This window comes from Halomonas sp. 25-S5 (genome assembly GCF_029889845.1).
Taxonomy (GTDB): Bacteria; Pseudomonadota; Gammaproteobacteria; order Pseudomonadales; family Halomonadaceae; genus Halomonas.
In genome coordinates this window covers 57156-75613 of the sequence record NZ_JARANV010000016.1, presented here as the reverse complement: position 1 = coordinate 75613, position 18458 = coordinate 57156, and the positions used below count along the sequence as shown (strand labels likewise).

General features: G+C 62.3%; 21 protein-coding genes and 1 pseudogene. 18 read left to right on the top strand and 4 right to left on the bottom strand.

Annotated elements, in window-relative coordinates:
- The first annotated feature begins 39 nt into the window (after positions 1-39).
- The 8 genes from OP498_RS12310 (at position 40) to OP498_RS12275 (ending at position 5432) form a co-directional block, all read left to right on the top strand.
- Complete coding sequence (locus tag OP498_RS12310) at positions 40-1209, top strand: mandelate racemase/muconate lactonizing enzyme family protein (RefSeq protein ID WP_280547403.1); 1170 nt, start codon at positions 40-42, stop codon at positions 1207-1209.
- Positions 1210-1382: 173 nt separating this feature from the next.
- Positions 1383-1604: a hypothetical protein gene (locus OP498_RS12305; protein WP_280547402.1), complete on the top strand. Its 222-nt coding sequence runs from the start codon at positions 1383-1385 to the stop codon at positions 1602-1604.
- A 136-nt stretch (positions 1605-1740) separates the two neighbouring features.
- Complete coding sequence (locus OP498_RS12300) at positions 1741-1902, top strand: hypothetical protein (RefSeq protein ID WP_280547401.1); 162 nt, start codon at positions 1741-1743, stop codon at positions 1900-1902.
- Entirely contained in the window at positions 1899-2159 is a 261-nt protein-coding gene (locus tag OP498_RS12295) for a hypothetical protein (RefSeq protein ID WP_280547400.1), read from the top strand. The genes OP498_RS12300 and OP498_RS12295 overlap by 4 nt, the downstream gene beginning before the upstream one ends.
- 140 nt (positions 2160-2299) lie before the next feature.
- Complete coding sequence (locus tag OP498_RS12290; RefSeq protein ID WP_280553714.1) at positions 2300-2680, top strand: hypothetical protein; 381 nt, start codon at positions 2300-2302, stop codon at positions 2678-2680.
- Between the two features lie 101 nt (positions 2681-2781).
- Positions 2782-3660, top strand: coding sequence for a PhzF family phenazine biosynthesis protein (locus OP498_RS12285; protein ID WP_280547396.1), 879 nt, complete (start codon positions 2782-2784; stop codon positions 3658-3660).
- A gap of 72 nt (positions 3661-3732) precedes the next feature.
- Positions 3733-4125, top strand: coding sequence for a hypothetical protein (locus tag OP498_RS12280; protein ID WP_280553713.1), 393 nt, complete (start codon positions 3733-3735; stop codon positions 4123-4125).
- Positions 4122-5432, top strand: a complete 1311-nt coding sequence (locus tag OP498_RS12275) for a carboxypeptidase-like regulatory domain-containing protein (protein WP_280553712.1) — start codon at positions 4122-4124, stop codon at positions 5430-5432. The genes OP498_RS12280 and OP498_RS12275 overlap by 4 nt, the downstream gene beginning before the upstream one ends.
- Positions 5433-5452: 20 nt before the next feature.
- Here the strand turns inward: OP498_RS12275 and OP498_RS12270 are convergent, their stop codons facing one another.
- Positions 5453-5770, bottom strand: coding sequence for a CcdB family protein (locus OP498_RS12270; protein ID WP_280547391.1), 318 nt, complete (start codon positions 5768-5770; stop codon positions 5453-5455).
- Positions 5770-6015 carry a type II toxin-antitoxin system CcdA family antitoxin gene (locus tag OP498_RS12265; RefSeq protein ID WP_280547389.1) on the bottom strand — a complete coding sequence of 82 codons (246 nt, stop codon included), beginning with the start codon at positions 6013-6015 and terminating at the stop codon, positions 5770-5772. Before OP498_RS12265 ends, OP498_RS12270 begins: the two co-directional genes overlap by 1 nt.
- Before the next feature lie 569 nt (positions 6016-6584).
- Between OP498_RS12265 and OP498_RS12260 the strand changes: the two genes are divergently transcribed.
- From OP498_RS12260 to OP498_RS12220, 9 genes and pseudogenes are all read left to right on the top strand, one after another.
- Positions 6585-6971, top strand: a complete 387-nt coding sequence (locus tag OP498_RS12260; RefSeq protein WP_280553711.1) for a RidA family protein — start codon at positions 6585-6587, stop codon at positions 6969-6971.
- 515 nt (positions 6972-7486) lie between these two features.
- A complete protein-coding gene (locus tag OP498_RS12255) occupies positions 7487-8164 on the top strand; it encodes a class I SAM-dependent methyltransferase (RefSeq protein ID WP_280553710.1) in 678 nt (225 codons plus the stop codon).
- Between the two features lie 114 nt (positions 8165-8278).
- Positions 8279-9247, top strand: coding sequence for an MvdC/MvdD family ATP grasp protein (locus OP498_RS12250; protein WP_280547387.1), 969 nt, complete (start codon positions 8279-8281; stop codon positions 9245-9247).
- The gene (locus tag OP498_RS12245; protein WP_280547385.1) at positions 9244-9453 is read left to right on the top strand and encodes a hypothetical protein; all 210 of its coding nucleotides are present in this window, start codon (positions 9244-9246) and stop codon (positions 9451-9453) included. The genes OP498_RS12250 and OP498_RS12245 overlap by 4 nt, the downstream gene beginning before the upstream one ends.
- A 300-nt stretch (positions 9454-9753) precedes the next feature.
- The gene (locus OP498_RS12240; RefSeq protein ID WP_280547384.1) at positions 9754-9990 is read left to right on the top strand and encodes a hypothetical protein; all 237 of its coding nucleotides are present in this window, start codon (positions 9754-9756) and stop codon (positions 9988-9990) included.
- A gap of 205 nt (positions 9991-10195) precedes the next feature.
- Positions 10196-10486: an antibiotic biosynthesis monooxygenase gene (locus OP498_RS12235; RefSeq protein WP_280547383.1), complete on the top strand. Its 291-nt coding sequence runs from the start codon at positions 10196-10198 to the stop codon at positions 10484-10486.
- A 327-nt stretch (positions 10487-10813) separates the two neighbouring features.
- Positions 10814-11208, top strand: a pseudogene (locus OP498_RS18600) (thioredoxin domain-containing protein); the annotation flags it as partial.
- A 94-nt stretch (positions 11209-11302) separates the two neighbouring features.
- Positions 11303-12667 (top strand): CHAD domain-containing protein, encoded by a 1365-nt coding sequence (locus OP498_RS12225; protein ID WP_280547381.1) that lies wholly within the window; start codon positions 11303-11305, stop codon positions 12665-12667.
- A 197-nt stretch (positions 12668-12864) separates the two neighbouring features.
- Positions 12865-12999, top strand: a complete 135-nt coding sequence (locus tag OP498_RS12220; protein WP_280547379.1) for a hypothetical protein — start codon at positions 12865-12867, stop codon at positions 12997-12999.
- Between the two features lie 35 nt (positions 13000-13034).
- On the opposite strand, the gene OP498_RS12215 is transcribed toward OP498_RS12220, so the two are convergent.
- Both OP498_RS12215 and OP498_RS12210 read right to left on the bottom strand, forming a co-directional pair.
- Entirely contained in the window at positions 13035-16337 is a 3303-nt protein-coding gene (locus OP498_RS12215; protein ID WP_280553709.1) for an AAA family ATPase, read from the bottom strand.
- Entirely contained in the window at positions 16334-17617 is a 1284-nt protein-coding gene (locus OP498_RS12210) for an exonuclease SbcCD subunit D C-terminal domain-containing protein (protein ID WP_280553707.1), read from the bottom strand. The genes OP498_RS12215 and OP498_RS12210 overlap by 4 nt, the downstream gene beginning before the upstream one ends.
- Before the next feature lie 75 nt (positions 17618-17692).
- On the opposite strand from OP498_RS12210, the gene nfi reads away from it, so the two are divergent.
- Positions 17693-18394: a deoxyribonuclease V gene (nfi, locus tag OP498_RS12205; RefSeq protein WP_280553706.1), complete on the top strand. Its 702-nt coding sequence runs from the start codon at positions 17693-17695 to the stop codon at positions 18392-18394.
- Positions 18395-18458: the final 64 nt, after the last annotated feature.

Below are 18458 nucleotides of genomic sequence, written 5' to 3'. Positions count from 1 at the left end.
AGCGCCAGCACATGACGGCAAAACTACAGGAAATATCGAATGAGGATTACTGATATTCGAGAGGCCCGCGTGTCGATCGCCTCCGACATCGCCAACGCCTACATCTCCTTCTCGAAGATGGATGTCTCGGTGCTGGCCATCTATACCGATGCCAAAGTCGATGGCCGCCAGGTGGTGGGTTACGGCTTCAATTCCAATGGCCGCTATGCCCAGAGCGGGCTGCTGCGCGAGCGCTTCCTGCCGCGACTTCGCGACGCCGAGCCTAGCGCGCTGCTCGACGACAGCGGCCACAACCTGGACCCCTTCAAGGTGTGGTCGGTACTGATGGCCAACGAGAAGCCGGGCGGCCACGGCGAGCGGAGCGTGGCGGTAGGCATCATCGACATGGCGATCTGGGACATCGTCGCCAAGGTCGAGAACAAGCCCCTGGCGCGGCTGCTGGCCGAGCGCCACGGCGACGGCCGGCCCGACGAATGCGTCGCCGTCTATGCGGCGGGCGGCTACTACCATCCGGGCAAGCAGGTCCAGGGCCTGCAGGACGAGATGCGCGACTACCTCGACCTGGGCTACACCTGCACCAAGATGAAGATCGGCGCGGTGCCGCTGGCCGAGGATCTCGCGCGGGTCGAGGCCGCCATCGACATCGTGGGAGACGCGGGGCGCCTGGCGGTGGACGCCAACGGCCGCTTCGACCTGCGCACCGCACTGGCCTTCGGCGATGGCCTGGCGCCCTATGGCGTGCGCTGGTACGAGGAGGCCGGCGACCCCCTGGACTACGCCCTGCAGCAGCAACTGAGCGAGCACTATGCGCCGCCCATGGCCACCGGCGAGAATCTCTTCTCCCACCAGGACGTGCGCAACCTGCTGCGCTACGGGGGCATGCGCCCCGACCGCGACATCCTGCAGATGGACCCGGTGCTCGGCTATGGCCTGGTGGAGTACCTGCGCATGCTCGAGGTGTTGCGCGCCCACGGCTGGTCATCGCGGCAGTGCATTCCCCATGGCGGCCACCAGTTCGCCCTCAACATCGCCGCCGGCCTCAAGCTGGGCGGCAACGAGTCCTATCCGCGGGTCTTCGCCCCCTTCGGCGGCTTCGCCGACTCCACGCCCATCGAGGCAGGGCAGGTGGCCCTGCCGCAGGTGCCGGGCATCGGCTTCGAGGACAAGCGCGAATTGATGAAGGTATTCGAGGCGCATCTGGGGCGCTGACGCCTCGTCATGCCACGCGCCTGTGGGAGCACTGCGTGCTGCGCGAATGGCGCCTCCTGTGGGAGCACTGCTTGCAGCGCGATGGCGCCTCCTGTGGGAGCACTCTTGCAGCGCGAATGGCGCCTCCTGTGGGAGCGCTGCTTGCAGCGCGATGGCGCCGCAGGCGCCCTGACGTGCTCTTCCTGGTCGACCGCAACGCCCTGGGCAAGCAGGCGCTGGACGCCTTCGACGAGGCGCCGCTGGAGCACAACCACCGGCTGTCGCAGATCTACAATATCGCCACCCTGGGCGACATGGCCGACAACCCACCGCCGGATGTCCATCTCATCGACATGTCTGCGGGACGTGTCGAAAAAATGGCATTCATTAAACATGTCGTGGCCACATGTCGATAGCATCGACACGTTGGCCGGCAAACAGAGCGGCGAAGTTAAAATAACGCCGAGTCTTATTTTAATTTCGGGCATAAGTTAAAATAAGGCGTGACGCTATTTTACTCAGGCCCGCTTTCGATCGGTGAGGTGAAGCCCCATGGACCGTGGACTCACAGGCCATTACGTAGACAGCATCGCCGACGGCTGGTCGGCGCTGGAGCACTTCATCAACGACCTCCCCGAGGCCACCGGGCAGAAGCGCAACCGGATCTACGCCTACCGAGGCTACATCGACATTCTCAATCAGGACACCCCATGACCCAGAGCGACGACCGGCTGATCGCCGCCATCTACGCCGACGCTCAGACCCGTCTGCGCGAGCCGCGCCACCTGGATGAGGCGTCCGCTTTTGAAGCGGTTGCAGGGAAAAAGGGTTGCTACCAAGTGGTGATCGGCAGGTTTTGGCTAGAGAAGATAGTGGGAGATCTTAGTATATCAATCAAGGAAGTCCGACGGATTTCCTTGGTGGAAGAGTTGGATTACCTGTGCGATGTCTTGGAAAATGCGATGAAATAGCCGCTCCTCCGCGATCATTTGACAAGACAATAAACCAGAAGAAAGAATCAAGAAAGGGGCGTTCGCTTTCTGCCAAGGAAAAAACCGATCTATAGCACTGGCGGGACTGACTTTATCGTTATTTTCAACAAGGAGATGTAATGCTTCAACCGAATCAGTTTAAAGTCAACGAGGCGTGGATCGTATTCAAGTTGAACGATCAGCCAATCCACACGGACCAGGATGGTGACTTCAACTTCTTTGCGCTCATCGATGCCGCAAGCTGTTTCATTCTCAGCTCTTCGCCAGTATCAGCAAAGAGTGACGAGCCAAGCAAGCTAGAGTCTCGGCGCCTGCTGAAGCAGGGGAAAGCGCATAAGAAAAAGGGGCCAAAAAAGCTCTTTGTGCCGAGCGAACAGCCGGCTACGCTTTTGGCCGCTGAAGCAAAGAGGCTGGGCATTAGTGTAGTTTATATTCCCGAGGACAAGCTACTTCCTATCATCGGCGAAGCAAGGGAAGGGTTCAGGGAGCGCTTCGGCTGAGAAGCTATAATCGTGGAGTTGGTGCATGCAGCAGGTGAGGCGGGCATGGGGGATATGCTCCTATCCACTCTGAGGGGTAGAGATTTGCAAGAGGGATCGCAATGAAAGGCCATGAGTACACCTTGCTCGATGTCTTCACCGACCGAGCCTTTTCCGGGAATCCGCTGGCGGTTTTTCCGCAAGCGGAAGGCCTGGATACCGCTACGTTGCAGGCCATCGCCAACGAGCTGAACCTTTCCGAGACGGTGTTTGTCGGACAGGCTAGCGGCCCGAACCGTTACCCCATGCGTATCTTCACGCCCACCATGGAGTTGCCCTTCGCTGGCCACCCGACGGTAGGTACGGCCCATCTGCTGATGGAATTGGGCATGGCCGAGCGTGATAGGCCTCTGACCCTCGAAGCCCGCGTCGGGCCCTTGGTGGTGGCGTTTGATCAGGCGCTGGCGAGTTTTACCACGGCAGAACCGGTCAGCATCCTGGCCAGTACGCTGAACCAGGTTGCTGCTGCAGAGTTGCTGGGCCTTGAATCCGGCCAGGTCGTCGGAGAGCCGGTGCTTGCCTCCTGCGGGTTACCCTATCACTTGATCGAGCTCGATTCGCTGGAAGCCATCGAGAGGGCACGGCCCGCGCCGAGCGCCTGGGCGGAATGGGTGTCACCCAGCGGCCATGAGCAGATCTACCTCTACGTTGCCGGGGATGAATCCGCAGATAGTGAGGTGCTGCGAACCCGGATGTTTTCCACCGAGGGAGGTGTGCGTGAAGATCCGGCTACCGGCAGCGCCGCCGCAGCCCTGGCGGGAAAACTGGCGACGAGCAAGAAGGGCGGCGATCTGTGGCGTTGGCGAATCGAACAAGGCATCGAGATGGGGCGCCCGAGCCGTATCTTTGCCGAGGCCGAACGCGATAAAAACGGTCTGGCGATCCGTATCGCCGGGCAAGCGGTGATCGTCGGAACTGGGACATTGCGAGTGACAGCGTGAGCTGCCAATACACGGGGTGCGCTTGTTGATGCGTTCAGCCAGGCGAGCGATGCGAAGAGGAGCGTGAGAGAGATGCATCACCTTCTGCTGTTGGCAGCGCTGTTCCTGCCGGTGCCCATGGCCCAGGCCGACGAGGCCGGCATGGTCTTCGACATGGGCGATGAGCGCTACGTCTTGACCCCGGCGTGCGCCCAGCGGGTCGACCATGCCGTCGTCGAGGATGACCTCGTGTATCTGCGCTTCGATATGCCCGAAACGCCGGATTGTTTCGGCGCTTTCCATGGCCTGCTCGCTTCTCACCTGGGCGAGCGCCTTGCCGTCACCTTCCGTGGCGAGACACTGCTGGAGGCGGACCTTCACACCCTGCTTGGCCCGACGAACATCGTGCTGAGATCGAGACATCCGCGCGTGGCGGTCCACGCCGTCCGCTATCTCAGCGGCGCACCGGCCCGTGAAGCGCCATGAGCGGCTGTTCGCGGCTCTTCCGTCGCCTTGCTGTGGTGCTGATCGGCACCCTGGCGGCGTTGGCGCTGCTGGCATGGCTGGCGCTGTGGTGGCTGTCGCCGGCGCCCGTTTCGGGACGGCTGGTCGAGTACCACAATGATGCGCCGGTGGCCGGTGCCACCATCACCGTGCGCCGTCAGGGCTGGGGCCTGAGCGACCATGACGGCCAGCTGATATGGGACAAGCGCTATTCGACCACCGCGACCACCGACGCCAACGGGCACTTTCGCGTGCCCATGCCCGGCCCGGTATGGCTGTTGGGCAGCGGCTCTGGCCGATTGAAGGCCGAGGCGGCGGGATTTCAGTCTCTTGAGGCCGGCTACGTGCCGCCGGGGGCGGAGCTGGTCCTGCAGACGGTGGCCAATCGCGACGAGCGCCTGCCCGGTGGCACCGCTTATCTCGGCTGGGATGAAGATGGTGAGCCCTTCGGCTGGTCGTTCATCGACGACGCCCCGACGCGTGCCCTGGCGCTTGCCGATCTCACCCCCGTCGCCATGCAGCGCGAGCCCTTCGCGGTCACCCTGGCCGCGGCCGAGGGGGGCGGGCTTCACTTCGTGTCGGCCGAGGAGCAGGGGATCGCCCACGCCTCCTGGGACTATCTGCTGCGCTACCTGGATGCCTCGCCCGAGCCGCCCTCGGCGTCGCGGCTGACGCTGGATGACACCCCCGGCACGCTCTTCCTGCGCACCCCGCAAGATCGCTACGCCAAGCTGGCCTGGGAGCCTGAGACGGTAACTGCCATGACCGGCTCGGTACCGGGGCTGGATGCCATCAGCGAACGGTTGTTCTCGCTGCGCTTCGTCTATCGTCCTGCCCCGGGGCGGGAACTGCCGTATCAGCCACCGCTGTTTCCGGTGGAGCCCGTCCGTGCCGCCTTGCAGGCCCAGCTACCCGAACAGGGCGAGCCTTACGCGGGGCCGCGCACCTACCGGCTGGTGGTGACCGATTCAGAAGGCAGCGAACTGGAGCGGCAGCGCCTCGAGCTCACGCCGGGTGTTCCGCTGGATCTGCCGAGCTGTGCCGATGACCCGCCGCTGGCCTGGCGCTTCGAGTCACTGCGCCTGGATTACGACGAGGATGGCCTGCCGCGCCTGCAACTGACGGTGGATGGCGAGACATTCGTTCACCACTCGAGCCCCAGGCTGGTCGGCCCGCGCGATGCTAGCGTCTTCGCGGTGATGGCCTTCGATAGCGACTACCGGCGCCATGATCTCGAGGTCAGGCTGCGCGAGTTGAGCAACGAGACAGGATCAACCGGTTGCGAATAACGCAGGCATGCAGCCGGCGTTCAGATACCGGAGATCATGAAGTCCAGGGCCGCCAGGATCGGTTCACGAAACTGGCCAAGATCATGAACTTCCTTCCCAAGCCGGTGACGTTCGATGCCAGCAAGCTCCTGGGTCATGGCGATATAGACGTTGTCATCGATGGCCAGGCTCGGATTGAGGTGTGAGATCTGGATACTTTCGGCCTGGCCGGCAGGGCAGAGCGGCACCACCACGGTGGTGGGGAGCTCGCTGAGCAGATCGCTCTGGATATCCAGCAGGTAGGGATAGCGCTTACGCGACGCAGGATTGCAGTTCGCGTACACGCAGAACTGAGCCATCAGAACTGCCTTTCGCTATCGCCGAAGGTGCCATTCTCATCCACGAAGCGGTTATAGGCCTGGATAGCATCAGTGTTCTCCTGCCGCCACTGCTCGCGCAGCGCAGCCCGCACCTTTTCCGCCAGGGCACTCTCGAACGCGGCGGACAGGTTGATGCCCAGGCGCCTCGCTTGCTCGAGAAGTTCACTATTGATGCTGACGTTCGTCGGCTTCTTCGGCGCTTGTACGTTGTAGGGCTGATACATGGGCTGGGCCTTGCATAGGCTATACGCATAGCCTATGCGCACCGCTTTTGTCCGTCAATGAATGCGCTGGGCAATTCAGACGCCAGGATGCACAACATCTTCCATCTGCTACCCGATGGAAATCGACCACGAGGCGGAGATCTTCACCGGCTGGCGGGCCAGCCCCGGCGGAGCGACTCCCTCGCGCGATGCACGGCTGGCCCTCAGCGGGCTTTGGTGGCAGGCTAGAGGTAATCATTACGCAGCGGCTTGCGACGCCATGGCGGCGGGCCAACGGGATGCACAGAGACAAAACGATGATACGGCGACTACAAGAATTACAGCAGCTGCCGGGCCACACCTCGACCAATCTGATCGGCACGGTGGAGGAGAGAGGAATATGGCCGCTATCGACCAAAGGCGACATGTGAGCGAGTTTTGGATATATAGCCTAATTTTAATTAATTTCCTGAAGGATCAGAGGCTTGCGAGGATCTTGGCAGGCAGCATTTGCTGGATAAACGTGCCGGCACGTTTATCCAATCATAGAACGCGCCGTCTAATACCTGTTATACCTCAAGGAGGAGCAGATGAGAAAGCTGGTAAGTTCAGGCTCTCCTCTGGAAGAACCAATTGGATTTTCCAGGGCATGCAGAGTTGGGAACATGGTTGCTGTCTCTGGTACGGCACCCATAAAGAATGGGGAAACTACGTGCGTCGGGGACGTTTATGGGCAGACAAAGTACTGCCTGGAGTTATCTATCCAAGCTATTGAGGAAGCTGGTGGAAGCCCGACTGATATAATCAGAACCCGTATCATGCTTACTGATATATCTCGTTGGGAGGAGGCGGCCAAGGCACATGGTGAGCTATTCTCTCAAATAAAGCCCGCATGCACGTTTGTTGAAGTGAGTAGCTTCATTAATGCGGATTGGCTCGTAGAGACGGAGATCGATTGTGTCTTGGGGCAGGTATAACAATACGCGTCACACGGATGTCCTTTACGCCGCTCCGCTCTGTAAAGGCCACCGGTGCGCTCCGCGTTAGTGGCAAAGGCTTCGGCCCTTTGGGGTGGCTGTGTGCCAGTGGCCTTGGTGCCGGGTCTGGCAGTCAAACCCGCCCAATTGGGTGAGCACCAAGGCCGTCGGAGTCCGCGTCTGATTTGGTTGCTTCGATCATCAGCGGTGTTGGTAGCAATTCCGGTGTTCACCGTGTGGGGCCGTCCGCCGAAAACTGGTTCTGGATCTGCTACCTTCGGGTTCAGGTTCCTTCACCGCATCGTTGGTGGCGTTTTCAATTACGGTGCATCGGCTTATGCCGGTGCCGGGTTACGGAGTGGGCCGTCATGGTCAGTGCCAGGGAACGGGCAGTGTCAGAACCCGCCACTAACCAGGCGGTCAACCGGACGCCAAAAGCGTGGCGCTTTTGGTTCCCTACGCTATCGCTCCGGCGCCGGTTACCTCAGCGTTATACAGACTAGGGAGAGTCAGGTTTGGAGTTAACCAACGTAGTCCCATGGGGCCGTTCTTTTGAAGAATATCAGGCGATGTTCGGATTATCCGAGGGTGACCTGAGCAAGCGAATCCTTGGCTGTGGTGATGGTCCTGCGAGCTTCAATGTAGAGGCAACAGACCGTGGGTGCCAAGTCACGTCTTGTGATCCGGTTTACCAGTTTCAAGTCGACGAAATACGCCGCCGGATTGACGACGTGTACCCAGAAATCATGACTAAGATGCGGCAGGGGGCAGGCAACTATATCTGGGAGTCACTGAGTAGCGTCGAGCAGCTTGGCGAGGTCCGGATGAAGGCCATGTTGCGGTTCCTGTCCGACTTTGATGCGGGTTGCCGGCAAGGGCGGTATGTATCAGCATCGTTGCCTTCGCTGCCGTTTTCTGACTCCGAATTCGATTTAGCACTCTGCTCCCACTACCTTTTTCTCTACAGTGCCCATGTAGATGGGGCGGCTCACTTGGAATCAATGCGGGAGCTATGCAGAGTCGCGTCCGAAGTCCGTGTCTTTCCTGTTGTATCGCTGGACGGAGAGGCCTCGAAGCATTTAGATCAGGTCATGACGGCATTATCCGCCAGTGGGATTGATGTCTCATTGCAGCCTGTAAGCTACCGGTTTCAAAAAGGTGCTACCGAAATGTTGGTGGCAAAGTCTGTATAACCATGCCAGGCACGGCGACGCCTTTTTCGTTGCGGCTTCGCCTCCACTACAAAGGCGCGCATGCTGGCTGGCGTTAGTTTTGCCAGAACTTAGCTCAGAGGAAAATGAAAGAGAATGATATTGATATTGAGTGATAAATTTGACAAACATGCTGATGTTGTATGCAGTAAGCTGGGTTCGAGTAATAAAAAATACTTTAGATTTGATTTGGACACAGACTCACTGAAGTCTTCACACATTACGTTTTTTCAGGGAAGATGGAATATTAATCAGAATGACCTTTCTATAATTTCAGACCAGATAGATAAGGTTTGGGTAAGGAGACCTTTCGTTGAAGTCTCTTTAGAGGAGGCTAACATAAATGAGCCAGGATTTAAAATATGGCGTGGAGAATGGAATAAAACACTACTTGGATTGTACAATACATTAAAAACTGCGAAATGGCTGAATCCATTAGCAAAGTCATATCAAGCCGAAAATAAATACTTACAGATGGATATAGCAAGAAATGTCGGATTTATATTGCCACCGCTAATTGTGAGCAATGAAAAAAAAGAGCTTTGCAGATTTATCGACACGTATGGTGATGTGGTGATGAAGCTCATGAATCAGGAGTTTTATCAGGATGCAGATGGAAGCTTTAAGGGCTTGTATGTAAATAAAATTTCGGAGTCTGAAATTTGTGATTTTGGTAATATTGATGAAAACCCAATTGTTCTTCAGGCATATGTAGAAAAAGATTACGAGGTTAGGTACACTGTAGTCGGCACAGATCATCATGTATGCCAAATTCAATCACAAAAATCAAAATTAGCAAGAGTTGACTGGAGGAGGTATGACATTCCAAATACACCACACTATTCAATCGAGCCTCCTACCGAAATTCGAGAGAAAGTTAATCAGTTTATGAAGTCTTTAGACCTTGAATTTGGTGCTTTAGACTTTATTGTGACGCCATCTGGTGAGTGGTTTTTTTTAGAAATTAACACAATGGGGCAATGGTTATGGATTGAAGACTTAACTGGGATAGGTATATCAGATTCAATTGTGACTATGTTATCAACGGAGAAGAGTGAAAAATGAAAGTATTCGCTACTAAGTTTCTAGAAGCTCCAAGTAACGATGAGATTGTTCAAGATGAATGGAATTGGACTCCTTCAAATCCTGATGCTCAAAAGATTTATGGATCAGGCGCATCAACAAGTACAGCACAGTCAACTTATGCAGCTGAGAAAGATGACCGCTCTGATTCTGACCGTCCGAATGAGGGGATGTTTGTAGCTGCATAAAAGCTAACAAAAGCATCAACTCGGACTCCGCAAGCTGGTGCGCATCTTGTGTGCAAAAACGCGCGTCAGCTTGCTCCACCGGTTATGCTGACGTTAGCTGCCTTAAGGGAGGCTACGAGTGAAGCACCCAATATCAATAATGGCACTCATGATGTTATTAGGAATTATTGTTTTCGCTGTTATGTTCCGCTATGAGTACATGGGAACAAGGCTTGGTTTTGAGGTCAGAGCTGATCGTTGGTCTGGCTGCATACAAACTTGGAATAACAACGAAAACACATATAAACCACTGGAGCAATCATGTCAGTAAATAAAAATCTGCAAGTATCAAATCTTGAAAATATTCCGTTCATGGGCTCAGGAAAAATTTTGGTTAAAAAAGAAGTTGAGGTTGGCTCAAAAGTTATTGTCAAAGACCTTTCTGGTATAGAGCACACTGTAAGTATTTTGAAATTTGACTCAACTGTATACACTGGTGTTACAGACACAGGTATGAAAATGGCATTCGGTAAAGAAAATGTGTTTCTCATACTGTAGTGGTCGTCAGCTAACAAACGGCTGCACCGGACAAATTTCTGCTGTCACCTTTTGTGCAAAAACACGCACAAAAGCCGCCATCAAAAATTTGCTCGGTGAGCCGGGCGTTCGGTCCAACCAACGAAAGGAGGTCAACACAGAGATTCTTGCCTACAGTTTTGGACTTAGAACGAAGTTATTTATAACACAAAGGAGAAAATGCCCCATGTTTATCGTTATCATATCATTTCCACCGATTAAGGAAGGTAGAGATGCCGATTTTCAACAATGGTTTGCCTCTTCAGGTAAAGCATTCAGCAAATTTACCGGTTTCATAAGTAGAAGACTTCTGAAGCCTGTAGATGGAGGGAATTATGCGGCCATAGTTGAATTCAAAGATCAAGCCGCATTCCAAGCAATGCATGGGAGTGCTATCCATGACGAGGCAGGCGACAAAGTAAGACCGCTCTTTGATGGTAATCCCACGCCGACCTTCTACCAAGTTGTTGGTGGATGATCTCGGACGCGGGACGGCTGGCTCTTGTGTAATTTGAAAGAGGAGCGTCTGTACAAGAAGGTTATTGAGGAGAGTCCCAAAGCTTCCGAACAACCGCGTGCAGGTGACGCGGCACCCGCGTGCCTGACGCGTGGCGTTATATCAGGCTCGCCGGATCGTCCGCTGCTGGCCGCAAGCCGTCATATTGAAATTCATGGCTCGCCTCGAGTTTCTCGTTCAGGAGGCTGAGCGCCGGTTGGTAGTCGTCGGTCGCAGGACGGTGCCGTCCCACTGTACGTCGCGGCGTTTTTCCGCCATATTCGCCGCAATGATGCGTCGGAATCTGTCATGTGCGATGCCTATACCCTCGGTTGCCCACACTGCCTGGCGATCAATCGCGTCAGCCAGGCGCGGCTGAACGAGGTGCCACAAGCCGCTATTCAGCGGCGAGCCGCTGGCGCTGACAGCGGCCAACTTCCCGGCCCTGGTGGAGCGCAGCAGCCTGCCGGTGGTGGTGGAGTTCTGGGCGAGCTGGTGCGGCCCCTGCAAGGCGATGGCGCCGATCTTCGCCGAGGCGGCCCGTGAACTGGAGCCGCGCCTGCGTTTTGCCAAGCTGGATACCGAGGCCGAGCGGGCGCTGGCCGGCCGCTTCGTGATTCGCAGCATCCCCACCCTGGTGGGTGGTGTTCCGCGGCGGTCACGAGGTCGCTCGCCAGGCGGGCCTGATCCCAGCTAAAGCAGTGGCTGCTTCCGCATCGTGTGGTATAGGTTCGCCCCGTGGGTCGAGTCGACCCGTCGGGTCACTCCTTCGGGTCGGTTTGCGTCTGGGAGGTCGAGATGCCGGAGCTCTACTTGATGCGTCATGCCAAGGCCAAACGGGCCCGTGGCGACATGACCGATCACCAGCGGCCGTTACGCAAGCGGGGCAGGCGGCAAGCGGCCGCCATGGCTCAGGCGCTACAGCGGTGGCAGGCGCCGGAGGGCGAGATCCATGTCAGCGATGCGGCGCGCACGCGGGAGACCCTTGACGAGATCGCCGGGCAGCTTCCCGAACTCTCCCTGGTCGAACGGGCGCGTTTCAATAAGGCCCTCTACACCTTCGATGGCCAGGCGCTGCTGGCGTGGTTGAAGGCCCTGCCAGACGAGGCCGACAGGGTGCTGGTGATCGGCCATAATCCGGCCCTGCTCGAGCTGGCCCACTGGCTCTGCGGGGAGGCCCCACAAGCGCTGCCCACCGGCAGTCTGCTGCATGTCACCCTGCCGGATACGCCCTGGCCGGCATTGGAGCAGCACTGTGCCGAGCTGGCGGCGAGCCTGACCCCGGAGGAGGCCAGCCATGCACTCTTCAAACGCAACACACCTGCACCACCTGACCTGAACAAGGCCGGCCTGGCCAGGCGCATTCGCGGCCTGCTGGAGCACCAGTATCTGATGGTCAGGGCCCTGGAGCCCGGGGTGACGGCCGGCGTCGATCCCGAGTTCTTGCACCAGTACCGCGTCAATCTTCGCCGCAGCCGGGCGATCGGTGAATCCGTGCTGGCCACCACCAAGGTGTCTGGCCTCAAGAAGAGGCTGAAACGGCTCAAGCGACGCGCCCAGGCCACCAGCGAGCTGCGCGACCTGGACGTGTTCCTGGAGAGTCTGGCCGAGACCCCGCCGCCGCTTTCACCGCGCTCCCACCAGGCCCTGCAGCGCTGGCTGCAGGCCTGCCACCGCGGGCAGCATGAGGCGCTGTGCCAGCAGTTAAGCGCCTCCGACTATGCCGAGGAGATGCAGGCCTGGCAGGGCTTCATCGCCTCCGGGGACTTTCGTAAGGCCCTGCGCAAGCTCTCGTCGAAGCGCATCGAGGCGGTACTGGCCGAGCGCATCGCCCGCCATGATGGCGACTTGGCGGCACTCTCCTGCGACTCCGCTGACGCCGCCTTCCACGAGCTGCGCAAGAGCATGAAGCGCATCCGCTATCTGGCCGAGCTGGACCCGAAACGCCACCGCGCCTTCCTGTCGGGATTGAAGCGCCGCCAGAGCCTGCTCGGCGACGTTCAGGACCTGTGTACCCGACAGGCCTGGATCGATGCCTTCAGCGCAAGTTCTCGCAACGCCCCCAGGCGGAAGCAGGAGTGCGCTGCCTGGCGCAGCGCCCTCGAGGAACAGAAGCAGGCGCTGCGAGACGAGGTGATGGCGCTGGCGCCGCTGGGGGCCTGACCTTGCAGCTTTTGGCGCCGGGTTGAACTGCGTCCCCCGGCCCCACCTTGTCGGGTGTCACCATTTTCCCACCCTGGAGTTGAGATGACTTCCACCGTACTGATCACCGGCGCCAAGCGCGGCGTTGGCCTGGCCCTGGCTCGCCACTACCAAGCCGCCTCCAGGCGGTCCTCAACGTCTTCGGCAAGTCGCTGGCGGTGGATCTCGAGCCCCGCGGCATCGCCGTGGCCCAAATCCACCCCGGCTACGTGAAGACCCGCATGGTCAACTTCGGTGGCCTGATCAGCGCTGAGCAGGCCGCCGACGGCAAGGCGTTCCGGCGTTCGCGGTAAGGCGATGATGGTGGGGGCGCGAACGGCTCGAGTCTTCAAACGCTGACCAACCTCGCCCGACTCGTTCCGTTGCCCAGCGGCTCCACCTGGATCTGCACCGGAATGCGCTCGTGCATCTCTTGCACGTGGGAGATCACGCCTACGCGGCGGCCCAGCGCCTGCAGGCCGTCCAGGGCCTCCATGGCGAGCGCCAGGGATTGCGGGTCGAGGCTGCCGAAGCCTTCGTCGATGAATAGCGACTCGATGGTGAGTTCTCCCGAGGCCATGGAGGCGAGCCCCAAGGCCAGGGCGAGGGAGACCAGGAAGGTTTCTCCGCCGGAAAGGGAGTGCACCGAGCGGCGCTCGTCGCCCATATCGAAGTCCTCCACCAGCAGGCCCAGGGGGCTGCCGCCGCGCACCAGCCGGTAGCGTCGACTGAGGCCGGCCAGGTGGGCGTTGGCGTGCTCCAGCAGCTGCTCCAGGTTGTAGGCCTGGGCGATGCGCCGGAACGCCTTGCCGTCGGCGGAGCCGATCAACTCGCTGATCTGGCCCCAGCGGCGGAACTCGGCCTGGGCGGCCTCCAGCTCGGCCTGGCCGGCCTGGCGGCGTTCGCGCTTGCGGTTGTCGTCGCTCAGCGCGAAGGCCGCGCTGTCGCGGGCTCGCTGGGCCTCCTCCAGGCGGGGCGCCAGCTCGGCCCGGGCCTCCTCCAGGGCCTCCCGGCGGCGGCGTAGTTCCTCGGCCACGGCGTCGCTGATCAGCGCCTCGTCGTGGATGCTCTCGATCAAGCTCTGGTCGCGGCGGTGGCGCAGCAGGGCGTCGCGCCGTTCGGCCAGGGTGGCGGCGGCGCGCTGGTGGGTCTGGTCGGTCGCCGCGATGCGCCGCTCCTCGTCGCGGGCGTCCTCCTCGGTCTGTGCGAGCAGTCGCGAGAGGGTGGCATCGGTGAGCGCGGGGTGCGCTGCTCGCCAGTCGGCAAGCTCGCGGGTGAGGGTTCCCAGCTCCTGGCGCAGTCGTTCGAGACGGTCGGCCTCGTGCTCGGCCCGCTGGGCGAGGCGCTGCTGCTCCTGTTGGGCGGCGTGCCAGCGTGCCTGGGTATTGTCGCGTGCCTGGCGGGCCTGATCCTGATGGGCGTCGAGCTGTTGCTGCCAGGCGTCCGGCGAGGCGTACTCGCCGAGCCGGGCGGCGAGGGCGCGGGCGAGCTCGTCGCGTTGTTTCCGTAGCGGCGGCAGCTGCTCGTCCAGTTCGGCCAGCTGCTTGTCGACACCTGCCTTCTCGGCCTCCAGGCGCGCCAACGCCACCCGGCCCTCCTGCAGGGCTTGCGCCAGCGGGGCCAACTCGGCCTCGGCTCGGGCCAGCTCGTCCAGCTGCTGACGCGCCTTTCGGCGGAGGGTCTCGCTCGCCTTGCGCTGGGCCTGCAGCCAGGCGTCGCGCTCACTCGCCTCGATGACGGCGAGTTCCTGCTGCAGGGGGTGCGTCTCCAGGGCCTGGCGGGCGGCGTCCCGTTGCCGCTCGGCCCCTTCGCGATCCTGACGGTGCCGGCGGAGCGCGGCCTCCACGGCGTGGTACTCGCCCAGCAGCTCGTCGCGCTGCCGCTGGGCCGCATCGCGCGCCTCGCGGGCCTCGCCGAGCTGGCGTGTCTCCTCCGTTTCCTGGGCTTTGATCTGGGCGGCCTCCGGCGTTGCCGGCGGGTGCTGGCGCCAGGGGTGATCGAGGCCGCCGCACACGGGGCACGGCTCGCCTTCCTGCAGGGCCTCGCGCAGCTGGACCACGCTCTCGCTGCGCACGGCGCGGCTGCGATCGATCAGCGCGCCGACGCTGTCGAGGTGCGCTTGGGTTTGGTCCAAGGCCTGGCGAGCGCTCTGGCCCTCGGTCAGGAGCTTGTTCCTTCGGGTCTCGTCGTCGCCGAGCCGGCGGACTAGCTGGGCCAGGGTCTGCTCCGCGCGGCCGAGCTCCTGCCAGCGGCTGGCCAGCTCGCCCAGGGCCAGGTGGCGCTGGGCGGCCTGGTCGTGGTTCCGCTGGGCGGCCTGGCGGGCGTCATCCAGGTGAGAGTGAGTGCCCACTAACCGCGTCAGGGTCGCCTGCCAGTCGTCGCGTTGCCGCTGTCGGGCCTGCTGGGCCTCCTCGGCCTTGCGGTGCTCGCGCGCAAGCGTATCGGCCTGGGTCTGCTGTCGGGTGCGGGTCGCCTCCAGGTCGGCGAGCTGCTTCTCCCGGGTAGCCAGCCGCTGGGCCTCGTCGCGGGCTTCGCGCAGGGCGGGCTCGGCCTCTCGCCGCGCCTCGCCGGCCTCTGTCAGGGCGCGTTCGGTGGTCTCGCTGGCCTGGCAGGCCTGTTCCTGCGTGCGCTCGGCGTCGCTCAGCCCTCGCTTCGTCTCTGCGTGGCTCGCCTCCAGGGCGGCGATCTCCTCGGGCAGGGCGGCCTGGCGGGTGAGGGCGTGGCGTCGCGGGGCGATCAGCCGGCGCCACTCGCGGTCGGCGCGCAGGTCAGCGAGCGCTTGCCACGCCGCCTCGGCCGTCTGCTGCTGGGCCAGGCCCTGATGATAGGCCTCGTGCAGCCGGGCATCGTCGTCGTGCCAGCGGCTCTGCGCCTTGAGCGATTCCGCCTGGCTCTGCAGGTCAGTGAGTGCTTGCTGGGTGGTTTTGGCGGCGTGCTCCAGCTCGGCGCGGGCCTCGTGCTCGGCAGGCCGGTCGTCGGCGAGCTTGGCTTCCAGGGCCTCCACGGCCTTGCGGGCTTCGCTGGCGCGGTGGTAGGCGGCCATGGAGATCGCCGAGTATTCGGCGGTGCCGGTGAGGCGCTCGAGCAGGTCGCTGCGTTCGTTGTCGTCGGCCTGGAGGAAGGCGGCGAACTCGCTCTGGGCGAGCAGCACGGCGCGGGTGAACTGGTCGAAGGTGAGCCCCAGGCGCTCCGGCAGCAGGCGGTCGAATTCGCGCTTCTGGGTGGTCAGCAGGCGGTCGTCGTCGAGGTCGCGCAGCGACTGTTCGGCCTTCTGCAGCTTGCCCCCGACCCTCTCCCTGGCGCGTCGCACCGCCCAGCGGGCGCGGTAGCGGCGCCCGTCGCGGCCCAGGAAGTCGACCTCGGCGTAGCCGGCGGCGGTGCCGCGGCGCAGCAGGGTGCGCGGGTCGCTGGTGGTCAGGGTGGAGTCCGGGGTGTCGTCGATCTGGCTGTCGCGGGCCGGCGCCTGGCGCAGCCGTGGCGTGCCGCCATAGAGCGCCAGGCACAGGGCGTCGAGCAGGGTGCTCTTGCCGGCCCCGGTGGGGCCGGTGATGGCGAAGAGGCCGGCATCGCGCAGCGGGGCGGCGGTGAAGTCGAGCGTCAGGGGGCCGGGCAGCGAGGCCAGGTTCTCCAGGCGCAGGGCGAGGATCCTCATGGGCGCTCCTCCTGGTCACCTGCCGCGCCGGCATCGTCGGCGTCGAGCACGTCCTGGCAGAGCCGGTCGAAGTCGGCGAGCACGTCCGCCTCCGGTGGCTCGCCCCAGTGTGCCGCCCAGGTACGCTCGAAGAGCTTGCGCGGGCCGAGGCTCTCCAGGTCGACCCGTGCCGACGCCGCCTCACCCTCGACCTTGGGCAGGCGGCGCTCGAGGCGCAGCAGGCGCAGCGCCTTGCCCTCGAGGGCCGCCTCCACTCGGGCGCGCAGGTCGGGGATCGGGGCGTCGAGCTCGACGCGCACCTCCAGCCAGGGCCACTGCTCTCTTGGCAGTTCCCTGTCGTCCTCCAGGGCCTCGAGCTCGGCCAACACCTGGTCGAGCGGCCCGGGGCCGATGCGGAGCATGGCCACCGGTCGCGGCACGGGGATCGTCTCGGCCGTGGCCAGCGCCTCGCCGTCGAGGGTGACCTCCACCACCTGATGGGGGTAGGCCACCTCGCTGAAGTCCAGCGGCAGGGGGCTGCCGCTGTAGCGGATGCGCGCCTCGCCGACCTGCTGGGCGCGGTGCAGGTGGCCGAGCGCCACGTAGGCGATTTCCGGCGGGAAGAGGGCGGCGGAGATCGACTCCTCGCCGCCGATCACGATGGGCCGCTCGCTGGCCTCGGAGACCGCCGCGCCGTGCAGGTGGGCGTGGCTCATCGCCACCAGCGCCTGGCCGGGTTCGCGCCGGGCTCGGGCGGCCTCGATCAGTTGGGTGTGAACGCGGCTGATGCCAGTGACATAGTCGTTGGGTGCCTGCTCGTCGGTCGCCTCGCCTGCCAGCGACGCGCCGGTGACCTCGGCGGGGCGCAGGAAGGGCAGCGCCAGGCACCAGGCCCGGGTCTCGCCGTCCTCGTCGGTGAGCGGCACCAGCAGGTGCTCGGCATCCAGGGTGCCGTCGTCCCGCCGGTGAACCCGGCCCAGGGCGTGGGTGCGCAGCCGGCGCATCAGTGGGGCGGGCAGCTCGATGCGGTTGCCGCTGTCGTGGTTGCCGGCGATCAGCACGATATCGAGCTTGGGCAGCCGCTCGTGGGCACTGACGATGAAGTCGTAGAGCAGCGCCTGGGCGGCCAGCGAGGGGTTGACCACGTCGAAGATGTCGCCGGCCACCAGCAGGGCGTCGGCACGGCGCGCCATCAGGGTGTCGAGCAGCCAGGCGAGGAAGGCGCGGTGCTCGACGTGGCGCTCCTGGCCATGGAAGCTCTGGCCCAGGTGCCAGTCGGCGGTATGGATCAGTCTCAGCATCGGCTCCCCGGTGGTCCGTCACGCGGCAAAAGCCGTAGTCTAACCCGAGCGACGCCGATGAATCAGGGAGCCCCGATGTCCATTTTCCCCTTGCACGACTGGAACCTCGCCCCGAGCGAGGCCATCGCGCTGCAGAAGCGCCTGGCCGGTCGCGTGGAACGTGCCGACCGCCTGGACCCGGTGCGCCATCTCGCCGGGGTGGATATCGGCTTCGAGCAGAATGGTGCGATCACCCGGGCGGCGGTGGTGGTGCTGGCCTGGCCGCCGGATGCCCAGGGCGATTTCACGGTGGTGGAACGGGTGGTGCATCGCGAGCCGACGCGCATGCCCTATGTGCCGGGGCTGCTGTCGTTTCGCGAGGTGCCGGCGGCGCTGGCGGCCTTCGAACGGCTGGAGGTGACACCGCAGTTGGTGATGGTAGACGGCCAGGGCATCGCCCATCCGCGGCGCATCGGCGTGGCCAGCCACCTGGGGCTGTGGCTCGACCTGCCCACCATCGGCGTGGCCAAGTCGCGGCTGTGTGGCCGCCACGGCGAGCCGGGGCCAGCGAGGGGCGACTGGACGCCGCTGGTGGACGGCCCGGATGACGAGGTGATCGGCGCGGTGCTGCGTTCGCGGGTCAAGGTAAAGCCGATCTTCGTTTCGCCAGGGCATCGGGTGTCGCTGCCCACGGCGCTGGAGTGGGTCACCCGTTGCCTGGGGCGCACCAAGCTACCGGAGCCGACCCGGCTGGCGGATCGCCTGGCCTCGCGGCGTGATCAGAAGCGGGGAAAATGACAAAGATGAGCCCGGTCAGCCGCCGACAGGTCTGCGGCTTGCCAACCGCGGTCGGGCGGCGGAC

Bases quoted from the DNA above. Each gene is read 5' to 3' on its own strand.
- OP498_RS12290 (WP_280553714.1), top strand. From the start codon at position 2,300: ATGCTTCAACCGAATCAGTTTAAAGTCAACGAGGCGTGGATCGTATTC.
- OP498_RS12285 (WP_280547396.1), top strand. From the start codon at position 2,782: ATGAAAGGCCATGAGTACACCTTGCTCGATGTCTTCACCGACCGAGCC.
- OP498_RS12245 (WP_280547385.1), top strand. From the start codon at position 9,244: ATGAAAGTATTCGCTACTAAGTTTCTAGAAGCTCCAAGTAACGATGAG.
- OP498_RS12310 (WP_280547403.1), top strand. From the start codon at position 40: ATGAGGATTACTGATATTCGAGAGGCCCGCGTGTCGATCGCCTCCGAC.
- OP498_RS12215 (WP_280553709.1), bottom strand. From the start codon at position 16,337: ATGAGGATCCTCGCCCTGCGCCTGGAGAACCTGGCCTCGCTGCCCGGC.
- OP498_RS12225 (WP_280547381.1), top strand. From the start codon at position 11,303: ATGCCGGAGCTCTACTTGATGCGTCATGCCAAGGCCAAACGGGCCCGT.
- OP498_RS12280 (WP_280553713.1), top strand. From the start codon at position 3,733: ATGCATCACCTTCTGCTGTTGGCAGCGCTGTTCCTGCCGGTGCCCATG.
- OP498_RS12295 (WP_280547400.1), top strand. From the start codon at position 1,899: ATGACCCAGAGCGACGACCGGCTGATCGCCGCCATCTACGCCGACGCT.
- OP498_RS12235 (WP_280547383.1), top strand. From the start codon at position 10,196: ATGTTTATCGTTATCATATCATTTCCACCGATTAAGGAAGGTAGAGAT.
- OP498_RS12210 (WP_280553707.1), bottom strand. From the start codon at position 17,617: ATGCTGAGACTGATCCATACCGCCGACTGGCACCTGGGCCAGAGCTTC.
- OP498_RS12240 (WP_280547384.1), top strand. From the start codon at position 9,754: ATGTCAGTAAATAAAAATCTGCAAGTATCAAATCTTGAAAATATTCCG.
- OP498_RS12250 (WP_280547387.1), top strand. From the start codon at position 8,279: ATGATATTGATATTGAGTGATAAATTTGACAAACATGCTGATGTTGTA.
- OP498_RS12265 (WP_280547389.1), bottom strand. From the start codon at position 6,015: ATGTATCAGCCCTACAACGTACAAGCGCCGAAGAAGCCGACGAACGTC.
- OP498_RS12270 (WP_280547391.1), bottom strand. From the start codon at position 5,770: ATGGCTCAGTTCTGCGTGTACGCGAACTGCAATCCTGCGTCGCGTAAG.
- nfi (WP_280553706.1), top strand. From the start codon at position 17,693: ATGTCCATTTTCCCCTTGCACGACTGGAACCTCGCCCCGAGCGAGGCC.
- OP498_RS12260 (WP_280553711.1), top strand. From the start codon at position 6,585: ATGAGAAAGCTGGTAAGTTCAGGCTCTCCTCTGGAAGAACCAATTGGA.
- OP498_RS12275 (WP_280553712.1), top strand. From the start codon at position 4,122: ATGAGCGGCTGTTCGCGGCTCTTCCGTCGCCTTGCTGTGGTGCTGATC.
- OP498_RS12300 (WP_280547401.1), top strand. From the start codon at position 1,741: ATGGACCGTGGACTCACAGGCCATTACGTAGACAGCATCGCCGACGGC.